General features: G+C 32.8%; 23 protein-coding genes and 1 tRNA gene. 20 read left to right on the top strand and 4 right to left on the bottom strand.

From position 1 onward, the window contains the following. Positions 1–346: 346 nt before the first annotated feature. From SHI72_RS10980 to SHI72_RS10960, 5 genes are all read left to right on the top strand, one after another. Positions 347–420, top strand: a tRNA-Asp gene (locus tag SHI72_RS10980). 122 nt (positions 421–542) lie between these two features. Next, entirely contained in the window at positions 543–1,370 is an 828-nt protein-coding gene (locus tag SHI72_RS10975) for a helix-turn-helix domain-containing protein (RefSeq protein ID WP_039116287.1), read from the top strand. A 334-nt stretch (positions 1,371–1,704) separates the two neighbouring features. After that, complete coding sequence (locus SHI72_RS10970; RefSeq protein WP_039116826.1) at positions 1,705–3,051, top strand: TolC family protein; 1,347 nt, start codon at positions 1,705–1,707, stop codon at positions 3,049–3,051. 28 nt (positions 3,052–3,079) lie between these two features. Continuing rightward, positions 3,080–4,132, top strand: coding sequence for an HlyD family secretion protein (locus SHI72_RS10965; protein ID WP_039116827.1), 1,053 nt, complete (start codon positions 3,080–3,082; stop codon positions 4,130–4,132). 4 nt (positions 4,133–4,136) lie between these two features. Then, positions 4,137–5,726: an MFS transporter gene (locus SHI72_RS10960; RefSeq protein ID WP_323489977.1), complete on the top strand. Its 1,590-nt coding sequence runs from the start codon at positions 4,137–4,139 to the stop codon at positions 5,724–5,726. Between the two features lie 2 nt (positions 5,727–5,728). On the opposite strand, the gene SHI72_RS10955 is transcribed toward SHI72_RS10960, so the two are convergent. Further along, positions 5,729–6,229: a DUF456 domain-containing protein gene (locus tag SHI72_RS10955; protein ID WP_323489976.1), complete on the bottom strand. Its 501-nt coding sequence runs from the start codon at positions 6,227–6,229 to the stop codon at positions 5,729–5,731. Positions 6,230–6,314: 85 nt separating this feature from the next. Between SHI72_RS10955 and SHI72_RS10950 the strand changes: the two genes are divergently transcribed. The 3 genes from SHI72_RS10950 to SHI72_RS10940 are packed head-to-tail and all read left to right on the top strand — an operon-like array spanning position 6,315 to position 7,898. Then, complete coding sequence (locus tag SHI72_RS10950; protein WP_323489975.1) at positions 6,315–6,662, top strand: hypothetical protein; 348 nt, start codon at positions 6,315–6,317, stop codon at positions 6,660–6,662. Positions 6,663–6,704: 42 nt separating this feature from the next. Further along, positions 6,705–7,181: a hypothetical protein gene (locus SHI72_RS10945; RefSeq protein ID WP_039116293.1), complete on the top strand. Its 477-nt coding sequence runs from the start codon at positions 6,705–6,707 to the stop codon at positions 7,179–7,181. Between the two features lie 3 nt (positions 7,182–7,184). Further along, the gene (locus SHI72_RS10940) at positions 7,185–7,898 is read left to right on the top strand and encodes a DUF4184 family protein (RefSeq protein WP_323489974.1); all 714 of its coding nucleotides are present in this window, start codon (positions 7,185–7,187) and stop codon (positions 7,896–7,898) included. A gap of 99 nt (positions 7,899–7,997) precedes the next feature. Here SHI72_RS10940 and SHI72_RS10935 read toward each other — a convergent pair whose 3' ends face one another. Together SHI72_RS10935 and SHI72_RS10930 are read right to left on the bottom strand one after the other, a co-directional pair. After that, the gene (locus tag SHI72_RS10935) at positions 7,998–9,101 is read right to left on the bottom strand and encodes a glycosyltransferase family 2 protein (protein ID WP_416348473.1); all 1,104 of its coding nucleotides are present in this window, start codon (positions 9,099–9,101) and stop codon (positions 7,998–8,000) included. Then, a complete protein-coding gene (locus SHI72_RS10930; protein ID WP_086895813.1) occupies positions 9,098–10,042 on the bottom strand; it encodes a lysylphosphatidylglycerol synthase domain-containing protein in 945 nt (314 codons plus the stop codon). The genes SHI72_RS10935 and SHI72_RS10930 overlap by 4 nt, the downstream gene beginning before the upstream one ends. 184 nt (positions 10,043–10,226) lie before the next feature. Between SHI72_RS10930 and SHI72_RS10925 the strand changes: the two genes are divergently transcribed. From SHI72_RS10925 to SHI72_RS10880, 10 genes are all read left to right on the top strand, one after another. Then, positions 10,227–11,912, top strand: a complete 1,686-nt coding sequence (locus SHI72_RS10925; RefSeq protein WP_323489972.1) for a WG repeat-containing protein — start codon at positions 10,227–10,229, stop codon at positions 11,910–11,912. Between the two features lie 6 nt (positions 11,913–11,918). Further along, positions 11,919–12,473, top strand: a complete 555-nt coding sequence (gene ruvC / locus SHI72_RS10920; protein WP_039116297.1) for a crossover junction endodeoxyribonuclease RuvC — start codon at positions 11,919–11,921, stop codon at positions 12,471–12,473. Positions 12,474–12,599: 126 nt separating this feature from the next. Then, on the top strand, positions 12,600–13,754 hold the full coding sequence (hemW, locus tag SHI72_RS10915; protein ID WP_323489971.1) for a radical SAM family heme chaperone HemW: 1,155 nt from the start codon (positions 12,600–12,602) through the stop codon (positions 13,752–13,754). Positions 13,755–14,017: 263 nt separating this feature from the next. Further along, positions 14,018–14,398 (top strand): GxxExxY protein, encoded by a 381-nt coding sequence (locus SHI72_RS10910; RefSeq protein WP_323489970.1) that lies wholly within the window; start codon positions 14,018–14,020, stop codon positions 14,396–14,398. Between the two features lie 72 nt (positions 14,399–14,470). Further along, complete coding sequence (locus tag SHI72_RS10905; protein WP_323489969.1) at positions 14,471–15,436, top strand: D-2-hydroxyacid dehydrogenase family protein; 966 nt, start codon at positions 14,471–14,473, stop codon at positions 15,434–15,436. A gap of 125 nt (positions 15,437–15,561) precedes the next feature. Further along, on the top strand, positions 15,562–16,356 hold the full coding sequence (locus tag SHI72_RS10900) for a cyclase family protein (RefSeq protein WP_323489968.1): 795 nt from the start codon (positions 15,562–15,564) through the stop codon (positions 16,354–16,356). Positions 16,357–16,621: 265 nt separating this feature from the next. Next, complete coding sequence (locus SHI72_RS10895; RefSeq protein WP_323489967.1) at positions 16,622–17,023, top strand: GNAT family N-acetyltransferase; 402 nt, start codon at positions 16,622–16,624, stop codon at positions 17,021–17,023. Beyond that, on the top strand, positions 17,020–17,424 hold the full coding sequence (locus SHI72_RS10890; RefSeq protein ID WP_323489966.1) for a DUF4260 domain-containing protein: 405 nt from the start codon (positions 17,020–17,022) through the stop codon (positions 17,422–17,424). The genes SHI72_RS10895 and SHI72_RS10890 overlap by 4 nt, the downstream gene beginning before the upstream one ends. A 36-nt stretch (positions 17,425–17,460) precedes the next feature. Beyond that, positions 17,461–17,832 carry an MmcQ/YjbR family DNA-binding protein gene (locus tag SHI72_RS10885; protein WP_039116833.1) on the top strand — a complete coding sequence of 124 codons (372 nt, stop codon included), beginning with the start codon at positions 17,461–17,463 and terminating at the stop codon, positions 17,830–17,832. A gap of 70 nt (positions 17,833–17,902) precedes the next feature. Continuing rightward, positions 17,903–18,613 carry a PH domain-containing protein gene (locus tag SHI72_RS10880; protein WP_323489965.1) on the top strand — a complete coding sequence of 237 codons (711 nt, stop codon included), beginning with the start codon at positions 17,903–17,905 and terminating at the stop codon, positions 18,611–18,613. 144 nt (positions 18,614–18,757) lie between these two features. Here SHI72_RS10880 and SHI72_RS10875 read toward each other — a convergent pair whose 3' ends face one another. Further along, a complete protein-coding gene (locus tag SHI72_RS10875; RefSeq protein WP_039116835.1) occupies positions 18,758–19,858 on the bottom strand; it encodes a DUF4407 domain-containing protein in 1,101 nt (366 codons plus the stop codon). Positions 19,859–20,156: 298 nt separating this feature from the next. Between SHI72_RS10875 and SHI72_RS10870 the strand changes: the two genes are divergently transcribed. Continuing rightward, a complete protein-coding gene (locus SHI72_RS10870) occupies positions 20,157–22,964 on the top strand; it encodes a TonB-dependent receptor (protein WP_323489964.1) in 2,808 nt (935 codons plus the stop codon). A 67-nt stretch (positions 22,965–23,031) separates the two neighbouring features. Beyond that, a complete protein-coding gene (locus tag SHI72_RS10865) occupies positions 23,032–24,090 on the top strand; it encodes a phytase (RefSeq protein WP_323489963.1) in 1,059 nt (352 codons plus the stop codon). Positions 24,091–24,216: the final 126 nt, after the last annotated feature.

Genomic DNA, 24,216 nt, shown 5'->3' with positions numbered 1-24,216 from the left:
AGTGTTCTACTAAAAAATCAGGCAGCATAAATTTTAAAAGGTCTATAGGAGTCATCTCAAATTCTTAGATTACAAAGTTCTTATTTTATTTTGACATTCCTCCCCAGGTTTTGTTCTTGATCCTAAATAGGTAATGAAAACCAAATTTCAAATACGTTTATTCCAATTATGCGTTAAAAAGAGGATATCTGCCCTAGTATTATTTATATGATGGGAAAATAGTATTTTCTACTTTAATAGAAATCAATGGATTAAAAAAATAACGATTTTTTTTGTTTAAAAAACACGAAAAAAGCTTGTAGAATCACAACTTCTGTTGTACTTTTGCCCCACAATAAAGCGAGTTGGTTTGGTAGTTCAGTTGGTTAGAATACATGCCTGTCACGCATGGGGTCGCGGGTTCGAGTCCCGTCCAGACCGCAATATTAGAAAAAGCCTTTCTTAACGGAAAGGCTTTTTTATTTTATAGTAATTCCACTCCGCTTAATTATCTTCCTTATATTTATATATCGCAAAAAGTCTGTCGATATACACGTACTACAATGGAACATTCAATTCATAAAGAACATAAGTACTATATTAAAACGGTAGATACTGATAAAAAAAGTATTTATTGTTATCATGATTTGATGGGGGAATTATATGTTCCTACACATAAACATAATAAAGCACAATTTCTTTATACGGAAGGCGATGTTGTATTTGTAACAACTGAAACCAAAACGTATTTTTTACCAGCAAGACATTTTATATGGATTCCAAGTGGAATTGAACACAGCATTCATCCAAAGTCTGAAAACGTGATGATGCGAAATTTATACTTTCCTGTAGAGAAAGATGAAGATGTTTTTTATCAAAAAGAAGGTATCTATCCAGTTAATAATTTACTGCTTCAGATGATGCTTTTTACGAATCAATGGAATGGTGATCTTAAAAAGGGAAGCCCGAATTTTGTGATTGCTAAAGCTATCAAAGCAATATTACCTCAAATTTGTTTAACCAATTTACCACTAGAATTGCCTCTACCTAAAGATGCTCGCTTGAGTAAAATCTTGCGTTATGTTGAAAACAATTTAGGAGAAACGATTCTGTTTGGAGAAGTTGCACATCAATTTGGATATAGCGAGAAGTCTTTATATCGTTTGTTTCAGAAAGATTTAGGAATGTCTTTTATTCAATATTATACAATCAGAAGAGTATTAAAAGCAATTGAATTGTTGCTTGATCGAAAATTATCTGTAAAAGAAGTAGCTCAAGAAGTAGGATACAGTAGTGTGCCAACATTTAGCAATACGTTTTTTAAGATATTAGGACAGCGGCCTTCTGATTATCTTAATGGAGAAAACATTCTGAAAAAAGGGAAGTTGTAAAAGAAATCTACTTATGGGTATTGGTTTTTTTTAGCGAAATCAGTATGAGTAAAATGTTTTCACGCAGATTCTGCAGATTTAGCAGATTTTTGAATCGCAAACTTGTCTTTCTGAGGAACGAAGAATCACCACAAGAATATCCATAATCTTTGTCGAGCTACTAACGGAGATTCTTCGTTCCTCAGAAAGACAATATTGAGGCTTGTGCTACTAAATCCATATGAAAAACTCAATTGTTAAAATTTGTCCGAAATGAATATGTTATTGACTTTTTAGAATTATCAGGCAATTATAAAATGAAAGAACTTTGCAGTGAATAAATCACACTACTTTCATGTTCCTTAAAAAATGGTTTTCGATACAGTGTTATCGTCCAAAAAAAATAGCTTTAATCCTGATTTTATTTGGGATAACTACACTACAAGCTCAGCAAATAAATCCGATTTCATTACAAGAAGCGATTAAAATTGCAAAAGAAAACAACAAAAACATACTTAAATCTCGCATCGAAGTCGATATTTCTAAAGAGAATATCAAAGAAACCAAAGAACTTCGTTTGCCTGAAATAGATTTTAATGGAGGTTATTCTCGTGTTACAAACTTAACAGAGTTTAAAGGTGGGTTTCTAAAAGATAAAGATGTAACCCATACAATTCCAGAGATGTATAATATAGGAACGGCTATTAAAGTGCCACTATATGCTGGAAATAAGATAAACAATGCTATCGCAATTGCTAATCAGGAAAGTAAGATTGCTCAGGTAAAAAGCGAAAAAGCTGAAAATGATATTCAGTTAGAAGTGATTGCTACTTATTTGGGAATTCAGAAAATGATGGAACTTCAAAAAATCATTGATGAAAATATTAAAGAAGAACAAAGCCGACTTAAAGAAGTTCAATCCTTAAAGAACCACGGTACAATTACCAAGAATGAAGTTTTAAGAGCAGAGCTTCAACTTTCGGATCGTGAATTGAATGCCTTGACAAACTCTAAAAATATCAAAATAGCACTTCACGAATTAAAAACAATTCTTCAGTTACCCGAAGAACAAGAAATAGCGATTGATACAACTGCAAGTTTTAATGAAGATGTAAAGATGGATAATTACAATTTCTATTTAAATAATACACTTCAAAATGAAGAGATGCGAATTGCAAATCAGGAAATCGAAATCAAGAAGACAGAATTGAAATTGGCAAAAGGAAATTATTATCCAACGATAAATTTCTTTGGAGATTATAATTTAAAATATCCCAATTATATGTTCTTTCCACCAAATCCTTATTTGTATAGTCTAGGGCAAGTTGGTATCGAAGCTACATTTAGTTTGTCGGGATTATATAAAAATAAAACCAAAGTACATATTGCAAATTCTAGAATTGAATTACAGAAAACCCAATCGGAAATTGTAAAGAATAAAGTTCAGGATGAATTATTTAGAAATCATACGCAATATGAAGAAATCACGGAGAAGATTAAAGTTGTCGATAAAGCATTAAAATTAGCAACCGAGAATTATCGTATTGTTAAGTTAAAATACCTGAATCAATTGGTTCTGATCACCGAAATGGTCGATGCTGATAATGCGTTGCTGCAAGCAAAATATAATAAAATCGCAACGAGAATTGATGCTGAAATGAAACATTATGAATTGCTTCATACTGCAGGATTATTAAAATAATTGAATTTTAAAAAGAGAATAGAATTTTATGGTAAAGATAAAAAATGAAACAAGAGCTAGTAAGTCGTTTCATACATTGATAACTGTTATTGCATGTGTGCTTGTTTTAAGCGGAATCGTTTTGGGAATTTGGTTTTATGTTTTTAATAAAAATCACGAAGAAACCAATGATGCTCAGGTTGAACAATATGTTACACCTATTATGTCCAGGATTACTGGGTACGTTCAGGAAGTTCGCTATGAAGAAAATCAGTTTGTGCATAAAGGAGATACTTTATTAGTTATAGACAATCGCGAGTATAAATCAAGACTAGATGTGGCTTTGGCAGATGTAGAAAGTGCTAAAAGAAATAGCGTTGTTGTTGAGAAAAATGTGGCAACAACCGCAAGTGCAACTACAATTGGAAAGTCACAATTGGCTGCAGCCAAAACCAATCTTTGGAAAACACAATTAGAGTACCAACGATACAAAGCTTTGGTAAAAGAAGAAGCTGCAACCGAACAACAATTAGAGAAGGTAAAAGCAGATTACGAATCGGCTCAGGCACATTATCAGGAAATGAGTAACCGAATCGAATCATCGACTTTAAATACATCTCAAGCTGCAGCAAATGTACCTACTGCACAAACAGTAATTCAGTCCAAACAAGCTTTGGCAGACAATGCTGCTTTGTTTCTTTCGTACACAGTAATCACTGCGCCTTATGACGGATGGGTTGCTAAAAAAACAATTCAGCCAGGACAAATGATAAAAGAAGGACAGACTTTGTTGTCGATGGTGAGTAAAGAAAAATGGATTACAGCAAACTTTAAAGAAACTCAAGTTCAGTTCTTAACTATCGGTCAAGAGGTAGAGATACACGCAGATGCGATTAATGATAAAGAATTTGTAGGGGTAGTTACTTCATTATCTCCAGCCAGTGGCGCACGATTTTCGTTATTGCCGCCAGATAATGCCACGGGAAATTTTATCAAGATAGAACAAAGAATCCCAGTAAGAATAAAATTAAAAGACACAAGCGAGCAAACGGATTTCCTTCGTGCCGGAATGAATATAACTGTAGTAGCCGAACACAAATAACATAATGTTAGACAATACAAGCGTTTTTAAATCATGGGTTCCTAATTGGGCAATCATTGTAATCTTGTTTTTTTGCATGTTGCATTCCATGATTTTGTTGGGAGTTTACTCATCAAATGTTACTTATGCATCAAGTTTTCTAGATATAGAACCAGAGGACTTGCAATTCTCTATGTGCGTTACTTACGGGACTTTACTTGCCACAATATTAATAGAAAGCCGATTTTCTAAATTTTTCCCCACTAAAAAATATCTGATTGCGGTATTTTGTTTGGTAGCCATTACTATAATGTTGTCGGCTTATGTAAAGAACTTTTCATTGTTTATAATGATAAGAATGGCCGAAGGTTTCCTAATGGCATTACCTGGAGTTCCGTTAAGGCAGTTATTAATTACCAGATTTAAATCTAAAAATGCAATTATAATTGGCTTCACCTTTAATTATGGGGCGCTACTATTATCATCACCTTTTATAATGAATATTGCTGTTTGGCTTTTAGAAAATTACGATTGGAGATACATGGCGTATGGTTCGGCATTATTCCAGATTATTTGCGTTTTATTAATAATGATAACGTTTAATGATAGTCGTCTCCATCGAAAAATTCCTCTGTATCAAATAGACTGGACAAGTTTTGTTTTATTGCTGATTGCCATATTATGCGGAGCATATTTCTTTGTATATGCCGAGAAAAAATATTGGTTTGAATCTTTCGAAATCCGATTTGCATTAATTGCATCATTAATTTCGACCGGTTTATTTATTTTTAGACAATTGCACGTAAAACGACCTTGTTTTGATTTAAATGTTTTTCGATATGCCAATCTAAGAATCGGTTTCTTGTTGTTTTTCCTTTTTTATATCGGTAGAGCAACACTTAATATTTGTCATAGTACAATGTTTAGTGTTTGGAACTGGGAGCCATCGCGTGTGGCGCATATTCAGTTTCTTAATGTAATAGGTAATGTAATCGGGATGGTTTTGGCGGCAGTATTTCTTGCAAAAACAGTAGCTTCGAGATATATCTTTATGCTCGGGTTTTTTATTCTTGCTGTATTCCACTTATGGTTTACGTTTCTTTTTGTGTCCGATATTTCATTATCGGCAATGGCAATACCGTATATTTTGCAAGGAGTTGCAGTAGGAGTTTTGTTTGTGCCGTTGGTTTTATTTACAATGTCATCGGTTCCTACAGGTTTAGCGCCATATTCTGGAGCAATTGGAGTTTCAGGGCGTTTTTGGGGAAGTACAATTGGGTTTTGTATTATGCAAAATGCAGAGAAGTTTTTTCAGAAATCACACTTTACAAAACTGACACAGTTTATTGCGCCCGAAAATCCCGAAACGCAAAGCAGAATCGCACAAACAGCACAAAGCTTCCTGAGTAAAGGTTTTAATCCAGACGAGGCTAATCTTCTGGCGATGAAACAAATTTTAGGTTCAGTAACCAAGCAATCTATTCTGTTATCAAATATGGAGATTTTCACCGCTGTTGGGTACGGATTATTAATTGTTGTAGTCTTGTTAGGAATCAATCAGCATTTAAAACAAACATTTGATGTTTTTAAAAACCGAGTTTGGAATAGTTTCTAAATTCAGAACAGTCCAGCGCGATTTTGCCATACAATCGTAAGGAAAAGTCCGAAGAATATAATGCAAAGCATAAAGTTTATAAAACTCGATGCCAGAAAGCCAATAAAAGAGCCTGTTGCAGCTTTTAGCGCGCGATTATGATCTTTAGAATCGTAGATTAATTCTCCGATAAACGCTCCTGCAAATGGGCCAATAATAAAACCAAACGGAATTGGGGCAAAAATACCAACGACCAAACCGATATTAGTCCCCCAGACTCCATAAGTACTTCCGCCAAATTTCTTAGTTCCTTTGGCGGGAATGATATAGTTTAGGACAGAAATGATGATTGTTACAGCAAGTGTAATGCCTAAAACCCAATAATTCATTGAGACAACTTTTGTCATATAAAGCAATAATAAACCAATCCAACTAAGGCTTATTCCGGGTAAAACAGGTAAAAAACTACCTAAAATACCAACAATCATGTATATAAAGCCGAGTAACAATAATAGTGAATCCATATAAATTTTTTGTAATTTTGCGCCTACAATCCTTTAGTTAGATTCGTCCATGTTTAGATTTTTGCAATTTGTATTGTTTTGTTCCTTGATTTTTTCAATCAATACAAGTACGTATGCACAAACTAAAAAACTTTCAATAGACGATAGATTACTTCAGGATAGCATCTATAAAAGTAATAAGAAAAAAGTATTAAATTTTTCAATGAAAGATTTTGATGCACTTTTTTTTGATTTTTTTAAAACTAAAAGCAATCCAAATGTAGTTTTAACTAAAACACAGTTTTATAATTATACAGTACAAATTGCTACTTTCTCTGACCGATTGGCTAGTTTATATCCTGCTCAAAAGGAGATTGCGGCAAAAAATAAAGAAGAGTGGCTATCAGAAAGCTATGAAGATTATTTATTATACAAAGCTTCTCAAAAAAAATAATTGTATTTTTATAAATTAATAGTTTAATTCAAAATCAAATCCTTGAAGCAGTTTTCCCTTTTATTAATAATCTTTTTATTTAACTCTTGTCAATATTTTGAGAAGCAGGTTCCTTCTGAAAAAGAATTATTGCAAAAAGAGTTAAAATCGATTAACTGGAAAGAAGTCGATGAGTTTCCATCTGTGGTCGATTGCGAGAAAATTGAAAATAAAAAGCAACGTCAACAATGTTTCTTCGAGATAATGACACAACTTATCCAGCAAAAACTAAGCAGTGACACCCTTGCAATACTTTATCCAGAACTAGATACTATCGAAGTAAAAGTGACAATTTTTCCAAATGCCACAATGAAATTCGAACCTCAGTTCCCAAAAGATTCAGTGGCTTACGATACAGTAAAAATTGATAGCATTTTACGCGCCCGTTTAGTCGATTTTCCAAAAGTAAATCCAGCTATTAAACGCGGAATTCCTGTAAAAACACAATTTATACTACCTGTAATTCTAAAAGTAGAATAAGTAGTGCCATTTACTTTTTCGCACCCAGCTATTGTTCTGCCATTTTTAAAGAATAAAAAACTCTCAGCAACAGCTTTGGTAATTGGGTCTATGTCTCCCGATTTAGAATATTTTTTCAGAATGAAAATGCAAGGCGATATCGGGCATACTTTTTTAGGAGTGTTTCTGGTAGATATTCCTTTAGGTGTTTTAGTAGCATTCTTATTTCATCAAATAATAAAAAGACCATTAATAGCCAATTTGCCTGATTTTATTAAAGAAAGATTATATGTTCTTAAAGAAAGCAACTGGTTAAATTACTTTAAATCTAATATCTGGATTGTTATAGTCTCATTTATATTAGGAATTTTTTCTCATATATTTTGGGATTCATTCACACATATAAATGGGTATTTTGTACAAAGAATACACTTTTTGGGAGGAGAGTTATATTCAATTCCTGTTTATAAAATCGCTCAGCATTTAAGTTCTTTAATTGGGATGGTATTAATTCTTTTTTATATCTATAAATTGCCTGTACGAATTGAAGAACATAATAAAGTCAATCTTAAATATTGGTTTTCTGTAATAGGTATTGCGGTAATAATCCTAAGTATACGATTTGCATTAGGAATGACATTTAAACAAATAGGGAGTGTAGTTGTAAGTGCAATTTCCTCCATGTTTTTGGCGCTAACTTTTGCAGGATTGATTTTCAGAAACAGAAAAATTATTTAGAAGCTATTCCTGCTGTCCGCTATATCTTTTCATTTTTAAAGAAAAAATAAAAAGGATGCCGCTTCCATCAGGGCTAGAGCTGTCATTTTCATCAGAATATTACTTAGAGAACTGTCTTCCTTTCCATTCATAACTCCCTAATAAACTATATAAAGCAACACTAGTACTAAAAAACGGATACCATAAGTTCGAGAGAATAAAGAAACGCATTTGCTTTCCGGTCAAAAATGAATTGGTTTGATAAAGCAAGACCCAGTCTAGTATAAATTTCAGAATTAATATACTCAGAAGATGAATGTAGTTTATTTGAAGTGCTAGAAATATAATCCAAGTTATAATAACGCTTAAATTGGCAAGGAAAACAATAATACCCAATAATTTCCCGAACGTACTTTGGTACGAACCCGTTTTAGCTGCCCAACGAACCCGCTGATAAAACAAGCTTTCCCAATCGGGAGTTGGCTTTGTAATTATAATATTAGCTTCAGATTTTAAATAATGTACTTGTTCTGGAAACGCTGCAATTGCCTTTTGTAATAAAAAAACATCATCGCCACTGGCAATTTTGCTATTACCATCAAAACCATTTAGTTTTTCAAATAAGGATTTAGTATAAGCAAAATTAGCACCATTGCACATAAAACCTTTGTTTATACCAAAACTTCCAATTGTTGCACCTTGTAAACTCGTTAAATCCAATTGCTGGAAATGATCCAAAAATGAATTATCACATTCGTACGTAACCGCGCCAGCAATCATCGAAACATCATGAAGCTGGATATAATTGTCTAGAGTTTGTAGCCAGTTTTTAGGAACAATGCAATCGGCATCGGTTGTAATAATCCATTCCGTCGATGCATGTTGCATAGCTGTAGTAATAGCATCTTTTTTAGGAGAATTTGAAACACGAATATTCTCAATTATTCGAATACTAAATTTCTGAGACAGAATACAAAATGCTTCTTCAGAATCATCATCAACTAAAATCACTTCAAATAGTTCGATAGGATAATTTAATCTCGAAATACTATTTAAAAGAGTCGGTAAATTTTCTGTTTCGTTTCTAAAAGGAACAACAATCGTAAAACGTGTTTTAGGAGATAATTCGGCAGATTGATATTTCTTAATTTTGGTAAAACCATAACTAAGCCAAGCTATAACAAGACAATAGATTAGTATTATGGCATGCAGAATTACCATTATTTAGCGGTTTTAGTTTTAAAATTTAAGACATAATAACTTCCAATAACCACTGGTAAAACCACATTTAAAAACCACATTAAGGTGGATATAAAAATCACGATCCATTCGTTTACACCAAGAATTCCGAAGAAATATACAGCAACACTTCCTTTTACAGCAAAATCCAAAAACTGAAAGGTAGGCAGAGATGAAGCTAAGAAATAAACAGCCGAGATTGTAGCTATCATTGTAAAGTAAGGTAAGTCGACATCAAAAGCCAGAAACAAAAAATAATATTGATGTGAGAAAACAAGATAGCGACAGATTCCTAAAAGAATATTTCTTTGATGAATCGGTTTTGGAATTTCGTTAATCTTATGAATTAGCCTTTCGATAGAATATCCTTTGATTGTTATCTTTTTTAATAGAAAAACCACAAGAAATAGAATAAATAGAAGTCCGAAAAGTAAAGCAACCGTTGTTGGCGTAATCACATTGTATTTTGAGTTAAAATACATCAAGCCAAAAATACCAAATATAACCGTTAGAACCATTTGTATTCCGTTGCAAATCAGGTTTAAGAATACGACTTTTTTAGTGTCTTTTTTATCAAAAAACAATGCTTTTCCAGCATATTCCCCAATTCCGTTTGGCGTAAAAAGACCAGCTGTTAAAGCCCCAAGAACTTGTTTTGTAGCTTCAGATACCGATATTTTATGGATTACCTGAGCCAGGTTTTGCCATTTTAGGATTTCGAAATACCGATTTAAAACGCTAAACAATAAAATGAAAGCAATCCCCGAAACCGATTGGTTCTTTTTGAATAAAATTAGAAACTTTTGCCAATCTAGTTTGTCATTCTGTGCAAGTTGATTATAAATAAAGTAAAATGCGCCACCTACAATCAAAAGTTTGATTACAAGAACAAGGAATTGTTTAGCTTTGTGAGGAATTGAAATCATGCTGCAAAAGTAATCAATTTGAAAATGTGGCAATTTGAAAATTTGAAAATGAATGATATTCGTTTCAATGATTAAAACCGACAATTTTACGCCTCAAAATATGATAAAATTACCCCTTAAATTATTTCTATTATTACTTCTATTTAATTCATGTAATAAAGTTGATATTAAAAATCAACCTAAAATGTATGTTAGAATTATGGGAGAGAATTCTTGGGGATACAACGATGAAAAGGGAAACCCTATCATTCCGTTAGGAAAATATAAATTCTTAAATCCAATTGATGATAAAGGAATGATATTAGCTGAATTAAAAAATAAACATGGTTATATTGATATTCATGAAAACATAATTATTCCTTTTGAATATGATGATATAGGTGTTTTTTCACAAGAATTGGCTTTCGTAAAAAAAAATAATCAATTTGGATACGTTAATCGAAAAGGAAAAATTATAATTCCAATTCAATTTGATAATGAAAGTTATTTCCAAAAAACAGGATTAGCACTGGTTAAGAGAAATAATCTTTATGGTTTTATCTATAAAAATGGAAAAGAAATAATTCCGATAATTTATCAAAATGCTGATGAGGCTACATTTGACAGTTTAGTTACTTTGGAGAAAAAAGGAAAATGGGCTTTTTTTGATTATACTGGAAAACAAAAAACAGATTTTATATATGATGAAATCACTACATCCAAAATTAATTTAAACGGAGAAGATGGAAGTACTTTTTGGAAAAATGGATTAGTTTTAGTTAGGAAAAATGGGCAAACAGGATATTTAGATAAAAATTTAAAAGAACTCGTTCCTTTCGGGAAATATGATTATGGAGAGGGGTTCAATCAAAATAGATTAGCTATTGTGTCTAAAAAACATCATTACGGAATTATAAATGAATTTGGTAAGGAAATTATTAAAACAGAATATGATACAATAGAACATCCAACAGAATATTATAACGAATCAGATATTTTTGCTGGACAAAAAAATAATTATTTTGTACTATTTGATGAAAAAGGAAATAAAGTAGCAGACCAAATAAAAGATTTTCATTTTGATGGTTGTAAGTTAGAGAATAAATATAAAAAGATTTACCAGATTAAAAGTTTAAGTGGACTTTATGGTGTAATTGATAATGCTGGAAAAACATTGATTCCGAGTATTTACGATGAGATTCAGGATTTTCACGGAGATAATAATACTATTGTTAAATACAAAGGAAAATTTGGTATAATTGGTTCTAATAACAAGATTGTTTATCCTATTGATAATGACAATATATATACATGGAAAGATATAGATTACTTCATTATTAATAAAAATCAAAAAGCAGGAATACTTGATAAGAACTTGAGAATAGTATTAAAATTTGATTATCAAGATTTATCACCTTGCCATTATGATGCAAATAGATTTATCGCAAAGCAAAATGATAAATATGGTGTTATAGATAAAATGGGAAGAATTATTATTCCATTTGAGTACAGTGAAATGTCAAATTGGGTCGAATATGGTCCAGGTTCCAACTATCATTTTGTAACAAAAAACAATAAAAAAGGATTGATTACTAAAGAGGGAAAAGTAGTCATTCCAATTATTTACGATAGTTTATTTTACCACAACGATAATATAATTATTCTATCTAAGAGTGGTAAATATGGCGTAATAACTATTACAAACAAAACAATAATTCCTTTTGTTTATGAAAAAATCTATACAGATTTCAGCTTCTTCTCAAAAAAGAAAGAAACTGAATTTTATGTTTTGCAAAAGGGTAAATATTCGATAGTAAACAATAAAAATCAAATAATTAAAGAGAATATTTCTAAAGCTGAAGTTGAAAATAAATTCTCTTATTTGAATTGAAAAATAATGACAAAAGAACGCATCATATTAGGAATCGACCCAGGAACAACGATAATGGGTTTTGGATTGATAAAAATCGTCAATAAAAAAATGGAATTTTTGCAGCTTAACGAATTGCAATTGTCTAAATATGACAATCATTATCAGAAACTAAAAATCATTTTTGAACGTACCATCGAATTAATCGAAACGCATCATCCAGACGAAATCGCAATTGAAGCTCCTTTCTTTGGTAAAAACGTTCAGTCGATGCTTAAGTTAGGACGAGCACAAGGAGTTGCAATGGCAGCTGGACTTTCGAGAGATATTCCGATAACGGAATATGAACCTAAAAAAATAAAAATGGCAATTACTGGTAACGGAAATGCTAGTAAAGAGCAAGTTGCTAAAATGCTTCAGCAGCTTTTAGGATTAAAAGAATTGCCTAAAAATCTAGATAGTACTGATGGATTAGCTGCTGCCGTTTGTCATTTTTTCAACTCAGGAAAAGTAATCGGAACAAAGAGTTACACAGGTTGGGATGCATTTGTAAAACAAAATGAAGAACGAGTAAAAAAATGAGATAATGTGTTAATTAGAAAATTAGATAATTCTTGCATTACGAATATTTAATTTTCTAGTTTATTAACCTATTAGTGATTAACTATCACATTATCTAATTGACACATTATCCTAATTATCTAATATATGTCCGGTATCTACATTCATATTCCTTTTTGCAAGCAGGCTTGTAATTATTGTGACTTTCATTTTTCGACTTCGATGAAGAAGAAAGAAGACATGGTTTTGGCTATTGCCAAAGAAATAGCCATGCGCAAAAATGAGTTTGAACTTCTCGACTCCAAAGGAAATGAAAATCAAATTGAAACCATTTATTTCGGTGGCGGAACTCCTTCTGTTCTGAGTAATGACGAAATAAATTTTTTAATTTCAGAAGTTTATAAAAATTATAAAGTTGTCGATAACCCTGAGATTACACTCGAAGCAAATCCAGATGATTTATCGAAAGACAGAATAATAGAATTGTCTATAAGTCCGATAAACCGCTTGAGTATAGGGATTCAGTCTTTTTTTGAAGATGATTTGAAGATGATGAACCGTGCCCATAATTCGGTGGAAGCCAAAAAATGTCTGGAAGAAGCAACTAAATACTTCGATAATATTTCTTTGGATTTAATATACGGCGTTCCGGGAATGAGCAACGAAAAATGGAAACATAATATCGAAACGGCATTAAGTTTCGGAATCCCGCATATTTCGAGTTATGCTTTGACTGTTGAACCCAAAACAGCTTTGAGTAAATTAATACAAACAGGTAAAGTTGCTAAACCAAATGACGAAGTGGCTTCGGCTCATTTTATGATTTTGGTAGAAACGCTTGAAGCAAACGGTTTTATTCATTACGAATTATCAAACTTCGGAAAAGAGAATTACTTTTCTAAAAACAATTCGGCTTATTGGCTGGGTAAAAAATATATTGGTGTCGGGCCTTCGGCACACAGTTATGATGGGGTTTCCAGAAGTTGGAATATTTCTAACAATTCACTTTATCTCAAATCAATTCAGGATAATCAATTGCCAAATGAAGTAGAAGTTCTCTCGGTATCCGACCGTTATAATGAATATATTATGACCGGATTACGAACCATTTGGGGTGTTTCACTAGATAGAATCGAAAATGAATTTGGAACCGATTATCTAGTTTATCTAAAAAAACAAGCAGAGAAGTTTCTAAATGATGAATTGGTTTCAATTGAAAATAATATTCTAAAACCAACACCAAAAGGAAAATTCCTGACTGATGGAATTGCTAGTGATTTATTTTATTTAAATTTATATTAGAGATTTAACCGCAAAGGGCGCAAAGGTTTTACGCAAAGATCGCAAACGTTTTTAACTTAAAGGTTCACAATCCCGAAGCTTCGGGATACACAAATGTTACAACGCTTTATGTTTTTAACTGTTAGGCGCGCCTTATTGTAAGAATAGTTTTATTTTCAGCGATTTAAATATTAGATTTACGTTATCTAATATTAAGAAAATTGCGTATCCTAATCCCGAAATGTAGGGATGGGATTGTACCCTTTTCGGCTAAATAAAAACTTATGACAGAGAATGAATTGTCTAAAATTGTATTCGATTGCGCATTAAAAGTACATCAATCATTGGGTTCTGGACTTTTAGAAAGTGCTTATGAAGAGTGTTTGTTTTATGAATTGAAAAAAACAGGTTTAGTAGTTGAAAAACAAAAAGCATTACCTTTAATCTATGAAGAAGTTAAATTGGATATTGGTTATCGATTAGATATTATTGTAGAAAATAAATTAATTTTAGAGATAAAATCTGTAGATGCTTTAAATGATATTCACTTTGCTCAATTATTGACTTATTTAAAATTAACAAACTGTAAGTTAGGTTTACTTATAAATTTTAATGTTGTTTTAATAAAAAATGGAATCCGTAGAGTAGTAAATAATTTGCAATAGCCTAGCATTGTTAAACCTTGCGACCTTTGCGTAAAACCTTTGCGACCTTTGCGGTTAAATACAAATAAGATAATGAAAATTACCATATTAGATGATTATCAAAATGCAGTTGCAAAACTAGAATCTTTCAAAATGTTGAAAGGATTGGATGTTACAATTCTTAACCATACCGAAAAAGACAATTCAAAGTTGGCGGAGTTATTAAAAGACTCCGAAATTATAGTTTTAATTAGGGAAAGAACAGAGATTTCAGCCGACTTGCTTTCGAGATTACCTAAATTGAAACTCATAAGTCAGACAGGAAAAAAGTCCAATCACCTTGATATTGCTGCGTGTACAAAATATAAAGTCGCAGTTGCAGAAGGTATTGGTTCGCCTGTAGCTCCATCTGAACTTGCATGGGCATTAATAATGAATACAGTTCGTCAGATTCCGCAGGCTATTCAGGGAATGAAAGAAGGAAAATGGCAGACTAATATTGGTTCGACTATTAGAGGTAAAACAATTGGTATTTGGGGTTATGGAAAAATAGGCCAACAAATAGCTAAATATGCAAATGTATTTGGAGCAACGGTTTTGGTGTGGGGAAGTGAAAATTCAAGGAGCCAAGCTGTTGCTGATGGATTCCAGAAAGCAGATTCTAAAGCAGAATTTTTCTCGCAAAGTGACATCATCACATTACATCTTAGGCTTAATGAAAGTACCTTCGGGATTGTTAAGGAAACCGATTTAAGTTTAATGAAATCAAACGCAGCTTTAATTAATACTGCAAGAGCCGAATTAATAGAAAAAGGAGCTTTATTAAAATCGCTTAAAAACGGAAAACCAGGATTTGCAGGAATAGATGTTTATGAAGAAGAACCTATTTATGATGTAGATTTTGAATTGCTGAAAATGCCAAATGTTGTTTGTACGCCTCATATAGGTTATGTCGAGAAAAACAGCTACGAACTTTATTTTGAGAAAGCTTTTGAGAATGTAATTAATTATATCAATAGCAATCCAACAAATATTGCAAATCCCGAAGCATTGCTTTAAATTTGGATGATATGTTCAACCGCAAAGGTCGCTAAGTTTTACGCTATGAACGCAAAGAAACAAAACTTAGCGACCTTTGCGTAAAACCTTTGCGAACCTTGCGGTTAAAAAAAATGCTTAAGAATATGAAAGCACTCATTGACAATAAATATAAAATCGATTTATCAAAACCTATCGATATTTCGATTCCGCTTACAAATACAGATGAAAACCCGATTGCGTGGTATATCGAAAAACCAGTAATCGAGCCAGTAGTTTTTGGCGATTGGATAGGGAAGGTTTCGGAAGGGAAATCATCTACCAACTTTAATAATATTTTCTTTAATCCGCACGGACATGGTACTCATACCGAATGCCTGGGACATATTACACGAGAATTTTATAGTATTAATCAATCTCTAAAAACGTTTTTCTTTTTGGCCGAATTAGTTTCGGTTGAACCAGAAGTTCAAGGGGAAGATTTGGTGATTACTAAGGCGCAAGTTCGAAAAGCCATGATGATTTCTCCCGATAGCTATCGGGATTCGCTCAATGGGACAGCTCCGGAAGCAATAATTATCAGGACGAAACCAAACTCAAAGTCGAAAAAAGCTGCAAAATATTCGAATACGAATCCTCCTTATTTGTCGGAAGAGGCAGCGATTTTCATACGCGAAAGCGGAATACAACATTTGTTAATTGATTTGCCAAGTGTAGATAAAGAACATGATGAAGGGAAATTATTAGCACACAAAGCATTCTGGAATGTAAAAGACGTGAATAAACTTAATGCAGATGCAAGATTGAATGCTACAATTACCGAAATGATTTATGTTGATGACGAAATAAAGGACGGAAGTTATATATTGAATTTGCAAATTGCATCGTTTGAAAATGATGCAAGTCCATCCAAACCTATTTTATATAATTTAATCCGTTGATTGTAATTAATTTTAACACATAGGAACATAGATTTTGTATTCTCAAAAAAAGGCGTTTCACTTGTTTTAATGCGCAAAGCTAGCTATGTGAAAGAAATGTATTTCTTTTTATTCTCTTTTTTGCACATAAAATCTATGTTCCTATGTGTTAAATAAAAACTTTATGGATTACATCCAATGGGTTAATTTAATATTTTTGACTAAGGATCAAAGATTTCTTATCCTTCTAAAATCTAAAATCGTTAATTTAAAATCGACAATCAAAATGATTATAGTTAGCACTGATAAAAACAAATTAGACGTTCCGTTTATTCAGCATTTCTTAAAAGATATTTATTGGGCCGCGGGTCGTACAATGGAAGAAGTTCAGACTACGATTGACAATTCGTTTTGTTTTGGGATTTTTCTGGATGATAAACAAATCGGTTTTGCCCGTGTTATCACCGATTATGTGGTTTTTGCTTATGTAATGGATGTTTTTATTACCGAAGAACATCGAGGAAAAGGGTATTCGTCTGTTTTAATAGAACGAATGATAAATGAACCTGCATTAAAAGAGGTTAAAATATGGAGATTGGCAACGACAGATGCTCATTTTTTATATAAGAAATTTGGGTTTACAGCATTAAAAAGTCCTGAGAAAATGATGGAAAAAGTGGTATTATGAAAACAGTTATAAAACTAGAAGAGTTAGGCTTATTTGTTCTCGGAATATATTTGTTTAGCCTATTAGATTATCAGTGGTGGTGGTTTCTGGTATGGATTTTAGTGCCCGATTTTTCTATGCTAGGTTATGTAATAAATGCTAAAGTTGGTGCTTTTTTATATAATATATTCCATCATAGAGGAATTGCTGTTTTGGTTTATATTTTAGGCTGCTATTTAAAGTTAGAAGCGGTACAGCTTATTGGAGTTATTTTATTTTCTCATGCTTCGATGGATCGTATTTTTGGTTATGGATTAAAGTATGAAACAGGTTTTAAGTACACACATTTAGGTGAAACCCACAACAAAAAAGAGCTTTCTTCTGATGAGGTAAAAAGTGGGTTCCTGACAACCAAAATTTAAATATTTTTCGGAAGAAATTGGTAAATAAGAAATGATATGAATTTAGAAACGTATTATGAATATTGTCTTTCTAAAAAAGGAGCTACAGAGCATTTTCCTTTTGATGAAGAAACTTTGGTGTTTAAAGTTGGCGGAAAAATGTTTGCATTGTCCTCTTTGACCCAATGGGAAAAAAACATTCCTTCGGTAAATTTAAAATGTGATCCGGAGCGTGCTCAGGAATTGCGTGCCGAATATGATGATATAAAACCAGGGTATCATATGAGTAAAGTACACTGGAATACTATTACGATGAACGGAGATTTGCCTACGGCTTTTATAAAAGAACTTATAGACCATTCGTATGATTTGGTTTTCAAAAGTTTGACAAAGAAAATTCAGAATGAAATTATTGAATTAGAAAATTAGGCATTACATTTGCAACATAAGAGAAAAAACTAGCAACTCAGTTACTTTGTAACTTAGCAACTTATAAAATATGAAAGAACAATTTAAAAAGTTTTTAAACGAAGAACAAGACCCAAAAGCGATTGAAAAAATCACTTCTAAGCTCAATGATTTATTAATGAGAGGAGAAGAGATTGGATACATTGCAGTTCAAAAAAAACCGGCAATTACTGTTTTTCCTGATAGCATTGTAGTAACAAACAAACGAATCATTGTATGTAAGCCTAAAAATTTAGGGCTGTCAATGGATTTTACAGATTATACCTGGGATGATATCGTTGGGACTTTTGTAAAAGAAAATATTCTTGGATCAGAGTTTTCTTTTTCTACAAAAACAGATATTCAGTTTTCTATAGATTATATTCCTAAAATTCAGGCAAGAAAAATTTTCACTTACGCAAAAGAACAATTGGATATACTTAAAAACCCGGTTGTAGCTGCTCCAACTCCAGTTGCTGAGGTTGCAGAACCAGAAGAAGTTGAACCTGTAGAGGAAGAGGAAGTAGTAGAAGAAATCGAAACTGAAGAAGTAACGAACTATGCTGAGATTATGCCGGCAGCGCCGATTTATAACGAACCAATTCAAGAAACTTCATTCGCAACAGGCGAGAGAAGATTAAGTGATATGTCGCAAGATGAGCTTTTTGAAAAATTACAGAATTACAAGAAGTTATTAGACAACGGATTGATTATGCAAGGAGAATATGATGTATTCAAAAAAGAGATTTTGAGTTATATGTAGCATTTAACCGCGAAGTTCAGAAAGTCCCACGCAACGGGCGCAAAGAAAAAAAGCATAAAAAAACCAACATTATAAATGTTGGTTTTTTTATGAAATTTTGCGAACCTTGCGTTTTAAAGTCTTGCGATCTTTACGGTTAAACTCTTATAAAGTCGCTTTCTGCTTTTCTACAAAACTATGTGCTTGTAGTTCCAGGAGTTCGGTAGCTTTCTTTCGTTGTAGGTCGTATAACTGTTTATCTTGTGCTATATCTTCATAAACTTTGTCGTGCATTGCAGCGCTGGTTTTTACTAATAAACTACGTTGGTATTTATTTTGTTCCAGAGTAGCTTTTAATGCTGTTTCCAGCTCTTCCTGTTTAAAATCGTATTCTCCTCTCGGAGATAATAATTTGGCTATTATAGGAGATGTTTCTATGGCAAGGAACAAAAGCATAATAAAGAAAGATGGAATCCAAGGTAACTTGTTTAATGCGTTTATTCGCGCCATTAAGCCATCAAAACCATCAATGATAGGTTGTGTTTCAGTTACCTTTTTATCTACATCGGCTTGGAGTGTTTTTGCTACTTTTTCCTTTTCGGCTATTTTTGCCTCATTTTCGGTTTTTAGCGTAGCAAATTCTTTTAAAGCAGCATCGTGTTTGTCACGTTTCTCTTTATAAACAGGACCTTTTCCTAATCGTTTTGAGCCTGCTGTACCTTCGGCTTCAGTGATGTAAGTTGAGTATAAGTCATTTACCTCTTTTTCTTTTTTAAGGATATCGGCTTTTAATCCAGCTATTTCGGCTTTGTTCTTGTCTAAATCGGATTTATAATAATTACCAACTTCTTTTTTATTGGCAAGAGCCATAGCATTTTTCTCTTTTAATAAAACGGTGTTGATTTCCTTTTCAAAAATTTTAATTTCTAATGGTTTCGAAATTACGATTGCGATAATAACCGCCAGAATAATTCGAGGTGTCGCTTGCAGGAATTCATCCCAAACACGGTCTCTTTTTTTTATTGTAGATACAATAAAGCGGTCAAGGTTAAAAATAAGTAAACTCCACACAAATCCAAAAGCCATAGCAGGATATACAGAGTCAAAAACGGTAAATAAGGCATATGCACTTGCAATAAATGCCATTACTGCGGTAAAGAAAACGGTAGCTCCAATACCAACATATTTGGTTTGTTCACTTTCTGAACAGTCCTCGAGGAGATTTTTATCTGCTCCTGAGCAAAGGATAAAAAATTGTTTCAACATGATTGATTGTTTTTGATTGATTGATAAGGCAAATTTAACGCCAAAAAATTAATATTGAGGTAAATAGTTGATATGTTTTTGGTTATGTCACTATTTTAGTTTTTCAAATGTGGTTTTGATAGCACTTTCAACCGTTGGTAATGTTAATTTTAATCAATATTTTCAAGGGGCTATGTTATTTTTAAGTAAAAGAAATAGGCTTAAAAAGCAGAAGCATAACGATATGTTAAATTTTTCAGGAGGTATAGTTAATATGCAGCAACTAGTTTCGCATTATAGAAAAACAACCAAAACCAAAATGAAAAAAAATTGTTTAGTATTAGTTCTCTTTTTAATAACTTTAGTAGGTTATGCTCAAAAAGGAATTGTTTCTGGGAAAGTATTGGATGCAGACGACAAACTGCCTTTACCAGGAGCAATGATTGAAATTGTAGGTCAGAATAAATATACTATTTCTGATTATAACGGAAGATACGAATTGCTTAATGTAATGTCGGGATCTTATCAGGTAAAAGTAAAATACATGGGATATACAGAGAATATCCAAGATGTAGTTATTGCTGATGGGAAAAATGCTGTGATAGATTTTGCTCTTAAATCTTCGGGGACAGAATTAAACGAAGTTGTTGTAGGTGATATCCTGAAAGGACAAGCAAAAGCTTTAAACCAACAAAAAACGAATAAGAATATCGGAAATGTTATTTCGGCTGATCAAATGGGGCGTTTTCCTGATGCCAATGTTGGAGATGCCTTAAAGCGTGTACCAGGTATTACTATGCAGAATGATCAAGGTGAAGCAAGAAACATCATTATTAGAGGTTTGGCTCCTTCATTAAATTCTGTGACTTTAAACGGAGATCGTATTCCATCTGCCGAAGGCGATAACAGAAATGTACAAATGGATCTTATCCCATCGGATATGATTACGACAATCGAGGTGAATAAAACACTTACGCCAGATATGGATGCAGATGCTATCGGGGGTTCTGTAAACCTGATTACCAGAGCAACTCCTAATGGCGAAAGAATCTCGGCTACAGTAGCGGGAGGTTATGCGCCAATACGAGATAAACCTATTTATACAGCAGGATTAGTTTATGGAAATCGCTTTTTTGATGATAAACTTGGAGCAGTTGTAAGTGGTTCTTATAATAATGTAGATTATGGTTCGGATAATGTCGAAGCTGCTTGGACTAAAGATAAATTTGGGAATGAATTTTTGAGTAAATCAGAAATCAGAAAATATGATGTGCAGCGTATTCGCCGAAGTGCAGCTCTAGCTTTAGATTATAAATTTGATGAAAACAATACCATCTTTTTTAACGGAATTTATAACTGGAGAGATGATAGAGAGAATCGTTATAGAACGACTTATGATGATATGAAACCTATTTATAATGGTGAACAAATTACTGGTTTTACAGGGAGAGTAAAGCGCCAGACAAAAGGTGGTGTTGATAATAATCGCAATAAAAACAGAAGACTCGAAGATCAGCGTGTGCAGAACTATGCATTGCGTGGAGAACATTTAATAAATTCTAGTTTAGATCTTGATTGGTCAGCAAATTATTCGACAGCAAGAGAATACCGTCCTCAAGAACGTTATATCGAATACCGTCAGAAAGGATTGAATACAACACAAGATTTATCTGATTTAGAGTTCCCTTTGGTTACAGCAACTGGCGAAGCTTTAGATAAATTTAAATTTGATTCGACTACCGAAAATACAGATGAAACTAAGGAAAGTGAATTTGGAGCTAAAGTAAATATCAGGTTTCCTTTTTCAATTATCCCTTCGGAAAAAGGAAGATTAAGAACAGGACTTAGATTAAGAATGAAAGAGAAATCGAGAGATAATATTTTCTATTCTTACGAGCCAATAAGCGGAATGGAAACTTTGGCTGATGTTCAAACTAGTTATTATGACGGAAACGGATTTAATCCAGGGAGTAAATACGTACCGGGAACGTTTGTTTCTAATTCGTATTTGGGAGGTTTAGATTTAAATAATCCTGCTTTGTTTAATAAAGAATTAAATCCAGCTGAGTTTTTGACTGTAAATTACCAAGCCAAAGAAAATATTTATGCTGCTTATGTAAGATGGGATCAGGATTTTAATGATAAATTATCTATGATTTTAGGTTTCCGTGTAGAGAATACGCATATTGATTATACTGGTAATCGTGTTCTGGACGAAGAAGAGTTAGAAGGAAAGATAAACACGACAAATTCTTATACAAACGTAATGCCTGGGATTTCGTTTAAGTATAATGCGACCAAAGATTTAGTGTTGAGAGCTGCTGCTACAACAGCTTTAGCAAGACCAAATTATTATGCTTTGGCTCCTTATATCAATAATATTGCTGCCGATTCTCAGATATTAGCTGGTAATCCAGATCTTAAAGCGACTTATTCTTATAACTATGATTTCATGGCCGAGAATTATTTTAAATCGGTTGGTTTAATTTCTGCAGGTGTTTTCTATAAAAACCTAAATGATTTTATTTATACTTATAGTGATAATCAATATACAACTGCAAAGTTTGCTGCGGATTTTCCTAACCAACAAAATCCAATTCCAGCGGGAGATAATTGGACACTTATACAACAAAGAAATGGTGATAATGTAGATGTATTTGGATTTGAAGTAGCATTTCAGCGTCAGTTAGATTTCTTTACAAGTCCATTTTTAAAAGGATTCGGGATTTATTTAAACTATACTTACACAAAATCTACAGCCAAAGGTATTGCTGATGCAGAAGGAAATGAAAGACGTAATATAAGCCTTCCGGGAACATCTCCACATATGTTTAATGGATCATTGTCATGGGAAAACAAACGTTTTTCGGCTAGGGTTTCGACTAATTTCACTTCAGATTATTTAGATGAATTAGGTTCTAATGAATACAATGATAGTTATTATGATAAACAACTTTTTGTAGATGCTAATGCAGCATTTAAAATTACACCTAAGATTCGTGTTTTTGCAGAAGCAAATAATTTAACCAATCAGCCGTTACGTTATTATCAAGGTGTAGAGTCGCATACTAAACAGGTTGAGTATTACCAAGCGCGTTATAATTTAGGATTGAAATTTGATTTTTAATATAGAATGAATTAGTTAAAATTGGCAGGAATGCAATGTTCCTGTCAATTTTTTATAAAAATAGAACATGAAAAATAAATTTATATTACTCTTAGTGAGTGCCATTTTAGTTTCTTGCGATAGCAAGTTAGCGCCAGTTCGTAAAGATGCTATTAAACCAACAGCGGTAACAGAACCACTTCCGCATGATACCGATGATCCATCTATTTGGATACATCCTACAGATCCATCTAAAAGTGTTATTGTAGGTACAGATAAAGATACCGATGGAGGATTGTATGCTTTTGATTTAAAAGGTAAAATCATAACCAAGTCGGAAACATTAAAAAGACCTAACAATGTAGATATAGCTTATGGTTTAATTGTTAATGGAAAAAAAATAGATGTAGCAGTTACTACTGAAAGAGAAACTAATAAAATTAGGGTTTTTAGCTTGCCAGATTTAAAACCCATAGATAATGGTGGAATTTCTGTTTTTGATGGTGAGACATTACGTGATCCTATGGGAGTTGCTTTGTACACCCGACCAAGTGATAACGCAATATTTGCTATTGTAGGTAGAAAATCAGGAACTTCGGGTAGTTATTTGTGGCAATATCAGTTAACTGATGTTGGCAACGGAACAGTTGGTGGTAAAGTAGTTCGCAAGTTTGGTGCATATAGTGGGAAAAAAGAGATTGAAGCTATTGCTGTAGATAATGAGTTAGGAATGGTGTATTACTGCGATGAGCAATTTGGTATCAGGAAATATGTTGCTGATCCTGAGAGTAAGCAAAAAGATGTTGAGCTAGCTATTTTTGGAAAAGGAGAGTTTAAAGCAGATAATGAAGGAATTGCCATTTATAAAAAAACAGCAACAACGGGTTATATTTTAGTTTCTAACCAACAAGCTAATACGTTTATGGTTTATCCTAGAGAAGGGGCTAAAGGAGATCCGAATAAGTATCCTTTGCTTGCCGAGATTCCTACGTCGACAATTGAGTGCGATGGTGCCGATGTTACGAATGTAAATTTAGGAGGAGTTTTTAAAAATGGTCTTTTTGTGGCAATGAGCAACGGAATGACGTTTCATTATTATAGCTGGGATTCAGTACAAAAACGTATTGATGAGCAAGTGAAGAAATAAGTTTTCAGTATTTAGTTTTCAGTACCAGTATTCAGTATCAGTTTCCTGTTGCACTCTTAAGATACAATTGCTGTTTAAAAATAATAAGCACATTGAGAGTGAAGACTGACACTGCGTACTGGTACT

Origin of the sequence: Flavobacterium sp. PL02, assembly GCF_035013205.1 — a bacterium.
Taxonomy (GTDB): Bacteria; Bacteroidota; Bacteroidia; order Flavobacteriales; family Flavobacteriaceae; genus Flavobacterium.
Note: the sequence above shows the minus strand (reverse complement) of the source record. Positions and strands in the feature narration are given on the sequence as shown.